This window comes from Nocardia grenadensis, from assembly GCF_050942415.1.
Taxonomy (GTDB): Bacteria; Actinomycetota; Actinomycetes; order Mycobacteriales; family Mycobacteriaceae; genus Nocardia; species Nocardia grenadensis.
Window position 1 is genome coordinate 4,361,112 of the sequence record NZ_CP192054.1, and the last position, 13,172, is coordinate 4,374,283.

Annotated in this window: 17 protein-coding genes; 4 read left to right on the forward strand and 13 right to left on the reverse strand. The window is 69.1% G+C overall.

Annotation, left to right across the window (positions count from 1 at the left end; all coding sequences use genetic code 11):
- Nucleotides 1–93 precede the first annotated feature (93 nt).
- Entirely contained in the window at nucleotides 94–471 is a 378-nt protein-coding gene (yajC, locus tag ACQPYS_RS19840; RefSeq protein ID WP_431939657.1) for a preprotein translocase subunit YajC, read from the reverse strand.
- A gap of 192 nt (nucleotides 472–663) precedes the next feature.
- Here yajC and ACQPYS_RS19845 point away from each other — a divergent pair, with 192 nt between their 5' ends.
- A complete protein-coding gene (locus ACQPYS_RS19845; RefSeq protein ID WP_063040058.1) occupies nucleotides 664–909 on the forward strand; it encodes a DivIVA domain-containing protein in 246 nt (81 codons plus the stop codon).
- Between the two features lie 22 nt (nucleotides 910–931).
- Here ACQPYS_RS19845 and ruvB read toward each other — a convergent pair whose 3' ends face one another.
- From ruvB to ACQPYS_RS19865, 4 genes are all read right to left on the reverse strand, one after another.
- Nucleotides 932–2,020 carry a Holliday junction branch migration DNA helicase RuvB gene (ruvB, locus tag ACQPYS_RS19850; protein ID WP_063040060.1) on the reverse strand — a complete coding sequence of 363 codons (1,089 nt, stop codon included), beginning with the start codon at nucleotides 2,018–2,020 and terminating at the stop codon, nucleotides 932–934.
- Nucleotides 2,021–2,026: 6 nt separating this feature from the next.
- The gene (ruvA, locus tag ACQPYS_RS19855; protein ID WP_063040062.1) at nucleotides 2,027–2,629 is read right to left on the reverse strand and encodes a Holliday junction branch migration protein RuvA; all 603 of its coding nucleotides are present in this window, start codon (nucleotides 2,627–2,629) and stop codon (nucleotides 2,027–2,029) included.
- Nucleotides 2,626–3,195 (reverse strand): crossover junction endodeoxyribonuclease RuvC, encoded by a 570-nt coding sequence (ruvC, locus tag ACQPYS_RS19860; protein ID WP_063040064.1) that lies wholly within the window; start codon nucleotides 3,193–3,195, stop codon nucleotides 2,626–2,628. The genes ruvA and ruvC overlap by 4 nt, the downstream gene beginning before the upstream one ends.
- Before the next feature lie 94 nt (nucleotides 3,196–3,289).
- Nucleotides 3,290–3,814: an O-acetyl-ADP-ribose deacetylase gene (locus tag ACQPYS_RS19865; RefSeq protein WP_063040066.1), complete on the reverse strand. Its 525-nt coding sequence runs from the start codon at nucleotides 3,812–3,814 to the stop codon at nucleotides 3,290–3,292.
- Nucleotides 3,815–3,951: 137 nt separating this feature from the next.
- On the opposite strand from ACQPYS_RS19865, the gene ACQPYS_RS19870 reads away from it, so the two are divergent.
- Complete coding sequence (locus tag ACQPYS_RS19870; RefSeq protein ID WP_431939658.1) at nucleotides 3,952–4,353, forward strand: metalloregulator ArsR/SmtB family transcription factor; 402 nt, start codon at nucleotides 3,952–3,954, stop codon at nucleotides 4,351–4,353.
- Entirely contained in the window at nucleotides 4,350–4,844 is a 495-nt protein-coding gene (locus ACQPYS_RS19875; RefSeq protein WP_063040068.1) for an SRPBCC family protein, read from the forward strand. Before ACQPYS_RS19870 ends, ACQPYS_RS19875 begins: the two co-directional genes overlap by 4 nt.
- On the opposite strand, the gene ACQPYS_RS19880 is transcribed toward ACQPYS_RS19875, so the two are convergent.
- The 3 genes from ACQPYS_RS19880 to ACQPYS_RS19890 form a co-directional block, all read right to left on the reverse strand.
- On the reverse strand, nucleotides 4,841–5,596 hold the full coding sequence (locus tag ACQPYS_RS19880; RefSeq protein ID WP_030521551.1) for a YebC/PmpR family DNA-binding transcriptional regulator: 756 nt from the start codon (nucleotides 5,594–5,596) through the stop codon (nucleotides 4,841–4,843). The two genes, ACQPYS_RS19875 and ACQPYS_RS19880, sit on opposite strands and share 4 nt — an antisense overlap.
- A gap of 12 nt (nucleotides 5,597–5,608) precedes the next feature.
- Nucleotides 5,609–6,271 carry a pyridoxal 5'-phosphate synthase glutaminase subunit PdxT gene (pdxT, locus tag ACQPYS_RS19885; protein ID WP_063040115.1) on the reverse strand — a complete coding sequence of 221 codons (663 nt, stop codon included), beginning with the start codon at nucleotides 6,269–6,271 and terminating at the stop codon, nucleotides 5,609–5,611.
- A 96-nt stretch (nucleotides 6,272–6,367) separates the two neighbouring features.
- Complete coding sequence (locus tag ACQPYS_RS19890) at nucleotides 6,368–7,186, reverse strand: acyl-CoA thioesterase (RefSeq protein ID WP_433490433.1); 819 nt, start codon at nucleotides 7,184–7,186, stop codon at nucleotides 6,368–6,370.
- 94 nt (nucleotides 7,187–7,280) lie between these two features.
- On the opposite strand from ACQPYS_RS19890, the gene ACQPYS_RS19895 reads away from it, so the two are divergent.
- Complete coding sequence (locus ACQPYS_RS19895; RefSeq protein ID WP_431939659.1) at nucleotides 7,281–7,895, forward strand: hypothetical protein; 615 nt, start codon at nucleotides 7,281–7,283, stop codon at nucleotides 7,893–7,895.
- Nucleotides 7,896–8,027: 132 nt separating this feature from the next.
- On the opposite strand, the gene pdxS is transcribed toward ACQPYS_RS19895, so the two are convergent.
- The 5 genes from pdxS to pgsA form a co-directional block, all read right to left on the reverse strand.
- On the reverse strand, nucleotides 8,028–8,948 hold the full coding sequence (gene pdxS, locus ACQPYS_RS19900) for a pyridoxal 5'-phosphate synthase lyase subunit PdxS (RefSeq protein ID WP_083872722.1): 921 nt from the start codon (nucleotides 8,946–8,948) through the stop codon (nucleotides 8,028–8,030).
- Between the two features lie 381 nt (nucleotides 8,949–9,329).
- Nucleotides 9,330–10,379 (reverse strand): NUDIX domain-containing protein, encoded by a 1,050-nt coding sequence (locus tag ACQPYS_RS19905; RefSeq protein WP_433493084.1) that lies wholly within the window; start codon nucleotides 10,377–10,379, stop codon nucleotides 9,330–9,332.
- Nucleotides 10,379–11,503, reverse strand: a complete 1,125-nt coding sequence (locus ACQPYS_RS19910) for a glycosyltransferase family 4 protein (RefSeq protein WP_063040078.1) — start codon at nucleotides 11,501–11,503, stop codon at nucleotides 10,379–10,381. Before ACQPYS_RS19910 ends, ACQPYS_RS19905 begins: the two co-directional genes overlap by 1 nt.
- The gene (locus tag ACQPYS_RS19915) at nucleotides 11,500–12,471 is read right to left on the reverse strand and encodes a phosphatidylinositol mannoside acyltransferase (protein WP_433490434.1); all 972 of its coding nucleotides are present in this window, start codon (nucleotides 12,469–12,471) and stop codon (nucleotides 11,500–11,502) included. The genes ACQPYS_RS19910 and ACQPYS_RS19915 overlap by 4 nt, the downstream gene beginning before the upstream one ends.
- A complete protein-coding gene (gene pgsA / locus ACQPYS_RS19920; RefSeq protein WP_431939661.1) occupies nucleotides 12,468–13,133 on the reverse strand; it encodes a phosphatidylinositol phosphate synthase in 666 nt (221 codons plus the stop codon). Before pgsA ends, ACQPYS_RS19915 begins: the two co-directional genes overlap by 4 nt.
- Nucleotides 13,134–13,172 lie beyond the last annotated feature (39 nt).

Here is a 13,172-nt window from a genome sequence, read left to right on the forward strand (position 1 = left end):
CCTAGGCGGAAGTTCTGGGTGGAACGGCCACGGCACATGCCTATACCACCGGTTGCCCGGGATATCCGGTTCCGGTGGCCGGGCCGTGGTGTGTCAGTCCTTGGTCAGCCGGGTTTCGGTCTGCGCCGGGGTCTCCTCGGCGGCGGCGGCGGGGGCGTCGGCGGAGTCGGTTGACTCGGCGCCCTCAGCGCTGTCACCAGCGGTTTCGTCGTCGGTATCGTCGACGCGCACGTCGCGGATGGCCGCACGTAGCCAGGTGGTCACGACATCCTCGGCGATCTCGAGATCGACACTGGTGTCGTCGGCCTCGACCACGGTGCCGTACAGGCCCGAGGTGGTGGTGACCCGGTCACCGACCTTCAGGCTGTCCTGCATCTGGGCGACTTTGTCGGCCTCTTTCTTCTGGCGGCGCATGCCTAGGAACATCGGCACCAGCAGCGCGACCAGTATGAGCGGAAACAGCAGATCCATGGTCGAAGTCAGTTCCTGATCTGGGTGGGGAGGGGGACAGGTACGCACACAGTCTGCCAGTTCTTCGGATCCGCGCCACACCCGCACGCCCCAACACGCGGTACCGGGGCGGAGCCGGGTGTGGCCCGGTGGCACATCTCACCCTCCGGCGAACACCCGGCGGGCAATGGCCGGCCCCGCGATAATCGGCGGATGACTCCCGAGGAAGTCCACGAGATCACTTTCGCGCGAGCGCCGTTCGGCCGCCGGGGCTACCGGGAACAGGATGTCGACGAACTGCTGGACCTCGTCGCCGCCGCGCTGCAGCGCCGCGTCACATTGACCCGCGAGATCCTGAACCGCGGGTTCCGGGCGCCGGCGGGATTGTTCGGGCGCGGCTACCACCCCGAGCAGGTGGACGCCTTCGTCGAGCGGGTGCGGCGCGAGTTCGGCTTCTGACCGGACGGCGGACCGCCGCCGTTCACTCGAACAGGTCGAGCGTCGGGTGGGGTTCCCGGCTCCGCACCTCCAGCCCGCCGAAGGCCAGGTCAGGGGGCGGTGTGAGACCCAGATGGGTCCAGGCGGCCGCGGTCGCCACCCGGCCGCGCGGGGTACGCGCGACCATCCCGGCCCGCACCAGGAACGGTTCGCACACCTCCTCGACCGTGGCGGGTTCCTCGCCGACCGCCACGGCCAGGGTCGATACGCCCACCGGCCCTCCACCGAAACCCCGGACCAGGGCACCCAGCACCGCGCGGTCGAGCCGGTCCAGGCCCATCGGGTCGACGTCGTAGACCTCGAGTGCCGCCCGGGCGACCGCCAGGGTGATCATGCCGTCGGCCCGGACCTCGGCGTAGTCGCGCACCCGGCGCAAGAGCCGGTTGGCGATCCGGGGTGTCCCCCGGGAGCGGCCCGCGACCTCGGTGGCGGCATCGGTATCGATGCCCACACCGAGGATCTGCGCGGAGCGCTGCAGGATGAGCAGCAGTTCGTCGGGTTCGTAGAAGTCCATATGGCCGGTGAAACCGAACCGGTCGCGCAGCGGGCCGGTGAGCGCACCCGCGCGGGTGGTGGCCCCCACCAGGGTGAACGGCGCGATATCGAGCGGAATCGACGTCGCGCCCGGCCCCTTGCCGACCACCACATCGACCCGGAAATCCTCCATCGCCAGATAGAGCATCTCCTCGGCGGGCCGGGCCATGCGGTGGATCTCGTCGATGAACAGCACGTCTCCGGCGACCAGGTTGCTGAGCATGGCGGCCAGATCGCCCGCGCGTTCCAGGGCCGGTCCGGAGGTGATGCGCAACGCGGTCCCGAGTTCGGTGGCGATGATCATCGCCAGGCTCGTCTTACCCAGGCCCGGCGGACCCGACAGCAGGATGTGATCGGGGGTACCGCCACGCGCCCGGGCGCCGCGCAGCACCAGGGCGAGCTGTTCACGTACCCGCGGCTGACCGATGAAGCCGTCGAGCGAGGTGGGGCGTAATCCGGAGTCGGTATCCCCGTCGGAGGCCAGGTAGCCGGCGCTGACCGGCGATTCCGGGGTGTCTTGGTCGTCGTCGTATTCCATTGCTGCCTAGCGGTTCCGGCCCAACATCCCGAGCGCGGCGCGCAGCGCGGCCGAATTACCCGCGGCGGGGTTCTCGGCCAGCACCGCGTCCACGGCCGGTTCGGCCTGTTTGAGCGGGAACCCGAGACCGGCGAGGGCTTCCACGACCTGATCGCGGACGGGAGTGTGCACCGGTGCGGCAGTGGCCGCACCGCCGGCGGGTACCGGCACCAGGTTCACCTTGTCCCGCAGTTCCACGACCATCCGCTCGGCGCCACGTTTACCGATCCCGGGCACCCGGGTGAGGGCCGCGATATCGCCCGCGGCCAGTGCCTTGCGCAGCGCCTCGGGTTCCAGTACCGCCAGCACCGCCATGGCCAGCCGCGGGCCCACCCCGGACACGGTCTGCAACAGACCGAACAGATCACGCGACTCGGTGTCGGCGAACCCGTACAGGGTCATCGAATCCTCGCGCACGATCAATGCGGTGAACAGCGTGGCCTCGGCACCACGGGTGAGACCGGCCAAGGTCGCGGGGGTGGCGTTGAGCTGATATCCGACTCCCGAGGCCTCCAGGACGACATGATCGAGGGCGAGTTCCAGGACTTCGCCGCGTAGAGACGCGATCACCCGCGTACCGCCTTCCGCTGCTGTTCGAGTCGTTGTGTGTACTGCTTCCGGGCCCGTTCGGCCAGGGCTTCGGCCCGTGCGATCCGCTCCAGCAGCGGCGCCCGCCAGCAGTGGCAGATGGCGAGTGCCAGCGCGTCGGCGGCATCGGCCGGTTTGGGCGGGGCCGCGAGCCCGAGGATCCGGGTGACCATGGCCGTCACCTGTTTCTTGTCCGCACCGCCGTTACCGGTGACGGCCGCCTTCACCTCACTGGGAGTATGGAACATGACCGGGATATCGCGGCGCGCGGCCGCCAGTGCGATGACCCCGCCCGCCTGTGCGGTGCCCATGGCGGTGCGCACATTGTGCTGCGCGAACACCCGCTCGATCGCCACCACTTCGGGTCGGTGGGTTTCCATCCACTCCTCGGCGGCATCGGATATCCGCAGCAGTCGCCGGGCCAGGTCCATCTCGGCCGGTGTGCGGACCACATCCACCGCGATCGCCCGCACGGTGCGCCCCGCGCCCCCTTCGACCATGCTCACCCCACACCGGGTGAGCCCGGGGTCGACGCCCATCACCCGCACCGACGAATCCCTTCCCAGAACGAACAGTTGTTCGAAGTCTAGTGCAGGACCGGGTATCTCGGTGCCAGGGACACGGGCCGGGGTCGACGGGGGCTCAGCGGCCCAGCTGCGCTGCGAAGATGTCGTACGCGGCGGCGTCGTAGAGCACGAACCGCACTTCCTCGACCCGGGTCGAGGTGGCCCGGACGGCGTCGATCGCGATCCGAGCCCCGTCGTCCATCGGCCAGCGGTACCCACCGGTGGAGATCGCCGGGAACGCGACCGTCCGCGCGCCCAGTTCGTCCGCCACCCGCAGCGATTCGCGGTAGCAGGAAGCCAGCAGCGGGGCGAGCTGTGCCGCGCGGTCGCCGCGGGCCGACCACACCGGGCCGACCGCATGAACGACCCATCGGGCCGGCAGATCGCCGGCAGTGGTCGCCACTGCCTGCCCGGTGGGCAGTCCGCGGGGGTAGTCGGTCTCCCGTAGCCGCCGGCATTCGGCCAGGATCGCGGGCCCTCCGCGCCGGTGTATCGCGCCGTCCACACCCCCGCCGCCGAGCAGTTCCGAGTTGGCGGCATTGACCACCGCGTCGACCTGCTGCTCGGTGATATCCCCGTGCACGAGAGTCACAGCGACCATGCCGCCATTGTGCCGCCGCCCGCCACCCCCGCTCCGGTGGCACGCCCGTGGTCCCTCGATCCCGCGTGCCCGGCGCGCATGACCCGCCCCGCAGCGCCCCCTGGACAAACGCGTAACCAACTGGTTACTCTTTGCTCGTGGACGAGGTAGCCGCGGCAATCGCCGACCCGGTACGGCGGGAGATCCTGGAGATGCTGCGCGGCACCCGCCGCACCGCGGGCGCGATCGCCGACCGGTTCCCGATCAGCCGGCCCGCGATCAGCCGGCATCTCCGGGTACTACGCGACAGCGGCCTGGTCCGCGACGAACTGGTGGGACGGCAGCGCTACTACACCCTGGACACCGCACCGCTACGCGAAATACGCACCTGGCTCGCCGCCCTGGACGAACCGGCGGCGTGGGAACACCGGCTGGACGCACTGGCCACCGAGGTCCACCGGACCCGCCGTGAGCGCAGATCGACCGCCGAGCAATCCCCTATCGGGCCACAACTCCCCGATCCCCTGAAAATTTCCGACCACGAGGAGAACTCGGCATGACCATCCACCCCACCGGACGCCTGGAGAACACACCGGCCGGCCACGATCTGGTCCTCACGCGGACCTATCGCGCACCCATCACGGACGTCTGGGCCAGTATCACCGAATCCGAGCGCACCGCCCGCTGGTTCGGGCCGTGGCAGGGCGAGCCCGGACCGGGCCGGACAATACGGGTGCGGTTGTCCTACGAAGAGGGGCAGCCCTGGAGCGAGTACACGGTCGACGCGTGCGACCCGCCACGTCATCTCGCCCTGCGCACCGTCGACGAGCACGGCAGCTGGCAGCTCGAGGTCACCCTCACCGAACACGAGGGGCTGACCGAGCTCGTGTTCGTCCATCATCTGATCTCGACCGAACAGCTACCCGAGATCGGGCCGGGCTGGGACTACTACCTGGATGCGCTCGGTGCGTCGCGCACGGATGCGCGACGCCCCGACTTCGACGACTACTACCCCGCCCTGCGAGATCACTACGCCGGGCTGGCCGGCTAGTCGGCGTCCAGTTCGGCCAGTACCTCGTCGGAGATATCGACATTGGTGTACACGTTCTGGACGTCGTCGCTGTCCTCCAGCGCGTCGACCAGTTTGAACACCTTGCGGGCACCGTCCGCGTCGACCGCGACACTCACCGACGGCTGGAACCCGGATTCGGCGGAGTCGTAGTCGATATCGGACGACTGCAGCGCCTTGCGGACCTCGATCAGATCGCCGGGCTCGCTGATGATCTCGAAGGATTCACCGAGGTCGTTGACCTCCTCGGCGCCGGCATCCAGCACCGCCATCAGCACATCGTCCTCGGACAGACCGTTCTTCTCCAGAGTGACGATGCCCTTGCGGTGGAACAGGTAGGACACCGATCCCGGATCGGCCATGTTCCCGCCGTTGCGGGTCATAGCGACGCGCACCTCGCCGGCGGCCCGGTTGCGGTTGTCGGTGAGGCATTCGATCAGGACGGCGACACCGTTGGGGCCGTAGCCCTCGTACATGATGGTCTGCCAGTCGGCGCCGCCGGCTTCCTCGCCACCGCCGCGCTTACGTGCCCGCTCGATATTGTCGTTGGGAACCGACGATTTCTTGGCCTTCTGGATGGCGTCGAACAGCGTCGGGTTGCCTTCCGGATCGCCACCGCCGGTCCGGGCCGCCACCTCGATGTTCTTGATCAGCTTGGCGAAGAGCTTGCCACGCTTAGCATCGATCGCCGCCTTCTTGTGCTTGGTGGTGGCCCATTTGGAGTGGCCGCTCATTCCCTACTTCCTTCAGGTCGATGGCACGGTATCGCTGGACAACGCTACGCCACGGACCAGATCGACGAACATTCGGTGCACACGGTGATCACCGGTGACTTCCGGGTGGAAGGCCGTGGCCACGACCCGCCCCTGCCGGACGGCGACGATCCGGTCGGCGGCCGGACCGCTCGGCACCCGGGCCAGCACCTCCACGGCCGCACCTGCACGTTCGACCCACGGCGCGCGGATGAACACCGCCCGGACCGGGCCGCCGGGCAGCCCGGCGAATTCGACATCGGTTTCGAACGAGTCGACCTGTCGCCCGAAGGCGTTGCGCCGCACCGTCATATCGATTCCGTCGAGATGTTTCGCGTCGGCACGGGTATCGAGCACCTCGCTCGCCAGCAGGATCATCCCGGCGCAGGACCCGAACGCCGGCATCCCGGCGCGCAGCCGGGCACGCAACGGTTCGAGCAGTTCGAAGATCTCGAGCAGTTTGCTGATCGCCGTGGACTCCCCGCCGGGCAGGACCAGCGCGTCGACGGCGGCCAACTCGTCCGGGCGGCGGACCAGGACCGGACGGGCACCGCATGCGGCGAGCACCGCGATATGTTCCCGGATATCGCCCTGCAGGGCCAGCACGCCGATAGTGGGCTGGTCGGGCGCGGCACCGGCTTCCGGTGCGGCTGCCACTTCCGGGGACACCGCAGACTCGTTCACGTGTGCGAGCTTACGAGCCGGACCGGTGTGCGCGGGGTCACGCCGGCGCCGGACCGACGGACCGTCCGCTCAGGGACGCAGCGTCCGGGTCAGACCCTCCTGCACCACCGCGGCCACCAGTCGGCCGTCGCGATCGAAGATCTTCCCGCCGGTCAGGGCGCGGCCGAAACCGGCCGATGGCGACGACTGGTCGTAGAGCAGCCAGTCGTCGGTTCGGAACGGGCGCAGGAACCACATCGCGTGATCGAGCGAGGCGTTCTGGGTGGGTTCGTCGGGATGGGTGACTTTGGAGGAGCCGAGCAGCGTCATATCGCTCATATAGGCGAGCGTGCACACATGGAACAGCGGATCGTCGGGCAGCGGATGCCGGTAGCGGAACCACACCTGCTGCGGGGAGACCACCCCGGGCCGCTGGGTCACCTGGTCCTGCGGCACCGGGCGGATATCCCAGTGCTCCCATTCCCGCATGGCCCACAACCGCTCCGGATCCATGCTGGTCGCGGCGTCGGGAAGATCGTTCGGCGGCGCCACATCGGCCATCTCGTCCTGATGCGACGGCCCCTCGTCACCGATGTGGAAGGACGCCGACATGGTGAATATGGCGTCACCGTCCTGCACCCCGGTGACGCGGCGGGTGCAGAAGGAGCGACCGTCCCGGACCCGGTCCACCAGGTAGACGGTGGGCGCGCCGGGATTACCGGGGCGCAGGAAGTAGCCGTGCAGCGAATGGACCTGGAACCGCGGCTCCACCGTGCGCACCGCCGACACCAGCGCCTGGCCCGCCACCTGGCCGCCGAACGTACGCGGCAGCTGGGTTTTGGTGGACGCGCCGCGGAAAATATCCCGCTCGAGGCGTTCGATCTCCAGTGCCTCTTCGATAGTCGCCATCCGCTGACATTATCCCGAGCCCCTGATTTCCCACGATCCGGTCGCGGGTAATCCCCGTCACCGACCGCCCGGCCGGACCTGCTGTGATGGTCCGGTGCCGCGTTTCACACCGACGACCCCCGACGCCCTCGCCGAACTACTGACCCGGGATCTGCGGACGCTGGACGGGTACCGGGTGGTCGGCGTCGACGGCGCCGACGCGGCCCGCCCGCTCGGGTTCGCGGACCGCGCCGCCGAGCGGGTACGGGCCGACGGTCGGCCCGCCGAAACGGTGTCGCTGCACGATTACGTCCGGCCTGCCTCGCTGCGAATGGAGTTCGGCCGCGACGAGACGTCGTATCGCGCGAGTTGGTTCGACTATCCGGCGCTGCGGCGCGAAGTAATCGATGCGGTGCACCGAACCGGTACCTGGCTGCCCGCACTGTGGGACGAGGCCGCCGACCGCTCCGCACGGGCCTGCCGGCGCACCGCGCTGCCCGGAACGGTCCTGTTCGTGGCGGGCCCCATGCTGCTGGGTCGCGACCTGCCCTTCGACCGCGCCGTCCACCTCGACCTCAGCGCGGGCGCGCTCACCCGCAGCACCCCGGACGAAGATTTCTGGACCGTACCGGCCCTGCTCGCCCATGACCGCGAAAACAGCGAGGCAGCAGAATATTTCGTGCGCTGGGACCATCCCGACCGGCCGGCTCTGCGGACTGGCACCAGCTGACCGCACGACAGCCGGCCCATCTGCCGCTACATGCCGGGTGCCGGCAGGAGCCGAGCCGTCTCGACATCCCTGCGAATACACGCGGCGCACACGACGCCCCCAGACGGGGCGGCGTAACCCTGATCGCCTTGTTCACCAACCGCGTTCGGCCAGCCGGTGCGGCTGCGGGATCTCGTCGACATTGATCCCGACCATCGCCTCACCCAGTCCGCGCGACACCTTGGCGAGCACATCTGGGTCGTCGTAGAACGTGGTCGCTTTGACAATCGCGCTCGCGCGCTGCGCCGGGTTGCCGGACTTGAAGATGCCCGAACCGACGAAAACGCCCTCGGCGCCGAGCTGCATCATCATGGCCGCGTCGGCCGGGGTGGCGATACCGCCGGCGGTGAACAGCACGACGGGCAGTTTCCCGGTTTCGGCGATCTCCTTCACGAGTTCGTAGGGCGCCTGGAGTTCCTTGGCGGCGACGAACAGCTCATCGGTGGGGAGGGAGGTCAGCCTGGTGATCTCCTGCCGGATCTTGCGCATATGCGTGGTGGCGTTGGAGACATCACCGGTGCCCGCCTCGCCCTTGGAGCGAATCATGGCCGCACCCTCGGTGATCCGGCGCAACGCCTCACCGAGATTGGTGGCGCCGCAGACGAACGGCACCGTGAAATTCCACTTGTCGATGTGGTTGGCGTAGTCGGCGGGGGTGAGCACCTCGGATTCGTCGATGTAGTCGACACCGAGGCTCTGCAGTACCTGCGCCTCCACGAAATGCCCGATCCGGGCCTTGGCCATCACCGGGATGGAGACCGCTTCGATGATCCCGTCGATCATGTCCGGATCGCTCATCCGGGACACTCCGCCCTGGGCGCGGATATCGGCCGGCACCCGTTCGAGCGCCATCACCGCGACCGCACCGGCATCCTCGGCGATCTTGGCCTGCTCCGGGGTGACGACATCCATGATCACCCCGCCCTTGAGCATCTCGGCCATACCGCGCTTCACGCGGGCGGTACCGGCCTCGCGGGTCGCGTCGGGGGTCTGGGTGGTCTCGGGCGTGGTCACGGTAGCTCCTGTGTCTGTTGCCAGGTGGGGATCGTCGATGAACACCACGATTCTAGGTGGGGCGACGAAACGGCTTCATAGCCAGTTGGCGCAGACTGGACTGGCAACCACCTGCGATTTATCGCCGACCTCCGGCTACTGGACCGGAAAACGGCCCCGCCGGACCGGTGTGACACCGGCCCGGCGGGGCACTGGGAACGAACTCAGATCGGATCGACCACCAGCAGCTTCGCCCAGTACTCGGCGGCGCCGGGACCCAGAATCGGCAACAGGTAATCGAACAGGATGTAGGACACGTCTTCACCTCCACACACCGAATCGACACATCCTCGGCGTGTCAAACCGTCTGCGACCCTATCACGACAGTGAGCCCGGTCACATTCACCGGATGGAACGGACCTCCGGATCGCCCGCGGCGTCGGCCGCGGCCGCGGCTTCCGCGAGCAACTCGTCCAACTGGTACGGATACACCATCTCACCTGCGGCGACCTGCTCCCGGATTTCGTCCGGGCCGTACCACCGGTTACCGGTGATGGAGCGTTGCTCGATAGAGGTGAGCTCCGCCGCGTCGGGTTCGAAGCGCGGCACCCGCAGTGCGAAGAACAGCTCCTCGGACCGGATCAGCTCGCCGTTGAACGGGAAAACCGCCACCCGCCGCCAGATCGGGCCGCGCAGGGCGGCCGGATCGGCGGTGAGCCCGGTCTCCTCGTACACTTCGCGCACCGCGGCTTCGCGCAGGCTCTCCCCCGGTTCCACGCCACCGCCGACGGTGAACCAGAACGACACCTCCGGGGCCAGTGGATCGTGCCCGCGCATGAGCAGGATCCGGTCCTGTTCGTCGAGCAGGGCCACCCGCGCCGAAACCCGCGTGGTGTCGACCTCGAGTCCGGTGGCGGCCGCGGGAGTGGCCCGTTCGGCGATCTCGAAGTAGGTCGGCGTAGGGGCGGTACCGCCGAGGTGCAGCCAGCGCACCGGGCGGCGGGTTCGCAGCGCCAGGGTGTCGCGTACGGCATCGTTGTGGAAGCGGCGGGCGATGAGCACCCGGGCCTCGGCGTCGGCCAGTTCGGCGACCTGCTGGGTCGGCAGCCGGGCGATATCGACGGCCGACAGTGCGGCCGCCAGCTGGTTCTCCACGGTCTCCCGGTCGTCGCGGCCGGTGCGTTCGGCGCGATCGGCCAGTGCGGTGAGCCGCCGGGCGAACTCGGCCGTATCGGGCTCCGGGCCCGCGTGTGATCCGGCCAGCGAAATCGCCACCGCCCGGGCCACCACGGCCCGGCGGGCCAGCGCCGCCTCCAGCGCGTGCCAGGCCAGATCGGTGCGCACATGCAGGCGGTCGAGCCGATTGGCGGTGGAATAGGCCCACACCCCGAGTGCGACCACGAGGGCGGCGACGAGCGCGAGAACGAGAACCGTGGTCGCGGAGAAAGTGATCACCCGGCCACCCGCACCCGCAGATCGCCGACCACCACGGTTTCGTAGACCCGCAGGATCTGTTCGGCCACCACCGGCCAGTCGTAGGTGCCGACCACCTGTGTCGCGGTGCGCACCAGATCACCGCGCCGGGCCTCGTCGGTGAGCACCGTGTCCAGGGCGTCGGCCAGGGCCGCCGCATCACCGATCGGCACCAGCAGCCCGGCGGCGCCGTCGCGTAGTACCCGGCGGAAGGCATCCAGTTCGCTGGCCACCACGGCGGTTCCGGCGGCCATGGCCTCGATGAGGATGATCCCGAAACTCTCCCCGCCCAGATTCGGTGCCACGTAGACGTCGGCGCTGCGCATGGCCGAGGCCTTCTCCGCATCCGAGACCTGGCCCAGGAAGCGCAGGTGCCGGGCGAGCGGACCGGCCTCCCGGCGCAGCCGGTCCTCGTCGCCGCGACCGACGACCAGGACCTCCACCTCGGGATGACGTGCGACGAGGGCCGGTAGCGCCCCCAGTAGGATCTGCATCCCCTTACGCGGCTCGTCGTAGCGGCCGAGGAACAGGACGGTGCCGCCCCGCCGCGGATAGCCGGGCAGCCGCGGGGCACGGGCGAACGCCTGCACATCGACTCCGTTCGGGATCTCCACCGCGTCGGAACCGAGTGCCTCCACCTGCCAGCGGCGGGCCAGTTCCGAAACCGCGATCCGGCCGCTGATCTTCTCGTGATAAGGCCGCAGCACACCCTGGAATGTCGCCAGCACCAGGGATTTCGTCGTAGAGGTGTGGAAGGTGGCCACGATCGGCCCCTCGGCGATCTTCAGGGCCAGCATGGACAGACTGGGCGCATTGGGTTCGTGGATATGCAACACATCGAACTCGTTGCTCTCGATCCACCGGCGGATCCGGGTGTAGGCGGTCGGCCCGAAGGAGAGCCGCGCCACCGAGCCGTTGTAGGGGATCGCTACCGCGCGCCCGGCCGACACGACGAAATCGGGGAGCTCGGTCGTCTCCGCGGCGGGTGCCAGCACACTCACTTTGTGCCCGCGTTCCCGGAACACCTGCGCGAGCTCCACCACATGCGCCTGCACGCCGCCCGGTACGTCGAACGAATAGGGACAGACCATGCCGATTCTCATGGGGCGCGGTCTCCACCGGCGTCGATCGAATACGTCTCGCGCCGCGCCTGTTCGGCGTGGATACGGTCCAGCCGGGCCTCGGACAGATCCGTTTCCCACAGCGGCTGCAACATATGCCAGTCGGCCGGATGCTCGGCGATACCGGCGGCGAAACAATCCGCCAGCGCCTGCGTCGCGGCCGCGACACCGTCGGTGACGTCCAGCGGTTCCCGGGTGCGGACGATCCAGCTCTCGCGGCCGCGGTCGTCCGCGGTGAACGAGACGTGTACCGGCATGAGCGCGGCACCGGTTTCCACGGCGAGCGCGGCTGCCCCGGCCGGCATCCAGGTCCGTTCACCGAAGAAGGTGACCGGGACACCGCGACCGGTGAGGTCGCGCTCCCCCAACAGGCAGACGATCTTGTTGTCGCGCAACCGCTGCGCCAGCGCGGTGAACGGCGGCTGCTCGCCGCCGGTCAGCGGGAACACCTCGAAGCCCAGACTCTCCCGGTAGGCGACGAACCGTTCGAACAGCGATTCCGGTTTCAGCCGTTCCATGACGGTGGTGAACGTGCCGTAGTTCTGCACCAGCCAGGTACCGGCCATATCCCAGTTGCCCGAATGCGGCAACACGAACACCACCCCGCGACCGCGGGCCAGCGCGGCGTCCAGGTGCTCCCGGCCGATCACCGAGATCCGGCCCGATGCCACCAGTTCGGCGTGATCCATCGTCGGTAGCCGGAACACCTCCCGCCAGTAGCGGGCGTAGGAACGCATACTCGCCCGCACGAGTTCGTCGGATACGGCTTCCGCGGGCGCCCCGACCACCCGGGCCAGGTTGCGGCGCAACTGGACCGGTCCGCCCTTGCGGGCCACGAAATCCGCGCCCCGGTCGAACACGGTGCGCGCCGCCCGATCCGGGAGGGCGCGCACCAGCCGCCAGCCCGCGGCGTATCCGCGATCGCTCGCGTTCGCCCGCCACCCGCTCACGACTGCTCCGTTCCCTTGTTCGCGCTACCCAGGATCTCGCGGGCGCCGGGCGAGTTGCGGACCGCCAGCACCCGCTGGCCCACCGTCACGATGCTGAGGACGGCCAGGATCCACATCGCCACATGCACGGCCCAGGTGAGCCATTCGATACCCCAGTACCCGCCGATACCGGTGAGCCCGGCCCCCACCAGCACGATCACCAGCCGGTCCGGGCGTTCGATCAGGCCGCCGTCGGCGGACAGCCCGCTGGCCTCGGCCCGGGCCTTGGCATAGGAGATGACCTGCGAGGTCACCAGCACCACCAGTGTGGCCACGAACAGCGGTCTGCTCTGTTCCTGGTAGACCGCCCACCAGGCCAGCGAACCGAAGATGGCACCGTCGGCGACACGGTCGCAGGTCGCGTCGAGCACCGCCCCGTAGCGGGTCCCGCCGCCCCGGGCCCGGGCCATCGCACCGTCGAGCATGTCGAACATGACGAACAGCCAGATGAGCACGGTTCCCCAGAACAGATGCCCGGTGGGGTACAGCGTGACCGCGGCGGCGATCGAGGCGGCGGTACCGATGAGAGTGACCGCGTCCGGGGTGAGGCCGGTGCCGACCAGTGCCCTGCCCAACGGCGCGGTGGCCTTGGCGAAGGTCGCCCGGCCGAAGATGCTCAGCACCTACCCCTCCTGCTCTGCCCGGTGGTTCACCCGCACCCG

Excerpts from the sequence above, each read along its gene's own strand:
- yajC (WP_431939657.1), bottom strand. The coding sequence starts at position 471 with ATGGATCTGCTGTTTCCGCTCATACTGGTCGCGCTGCTGGTGCCGATG.
- ACQPYS_RS19845 (WP_063040058.1), top strand. The coding sequence starts at position 664 with ATGACTCCCGAGGAAGTCCACGAGATCACTTTCGCGCGAGCGCCGTTC.
- ruvB (WP_063040060.1), bottom strand. The coding sequence starts at position 2,020 with ATGGAATACGACGACGACCAAGACACCCCGGAATCGCCGGTCAGCGCC.
- ACQPYS_RS19865 (WP_063040066.1), bottom strand. The coding sequence starts at position 3,814 with ATGGTCGCTGTGACTCTCGTGCACGGGGATATCACCGAGCAGCAGGTC.
- ACQPYS_RS19875 (WP_063040068.1), top strand. The coding sequence starts at position 4,350 with ATGACCATCCACCCCACCGGACGCCTGGAGAACACACCGGCCGGCCAC.
- ACQPYS_RS19880 (WP_030521551.1), bottom strand. The coding sequence starts at position 5,596 with ATGAGCGGCCACTCCAAATGGGCCACCACCAAGCACAAGAAGGCGGCG.
- ACQPYS_RS19890 (WP_433490433.1), bottom strand. The coding sequence starts at position 7,186 with ATGGCGACTATCGAAGAGGCACTGGAGATCGAACGCCTCGAGCGGGAT.
- ACQPYS_RS19910 (WP_063040078.1), bottom strand. The coding sequence starts at position 11,503 with ATGAGAATCGGCATGGTCTGTCCCTATTCGTTCGACGTACCGGGCGGC.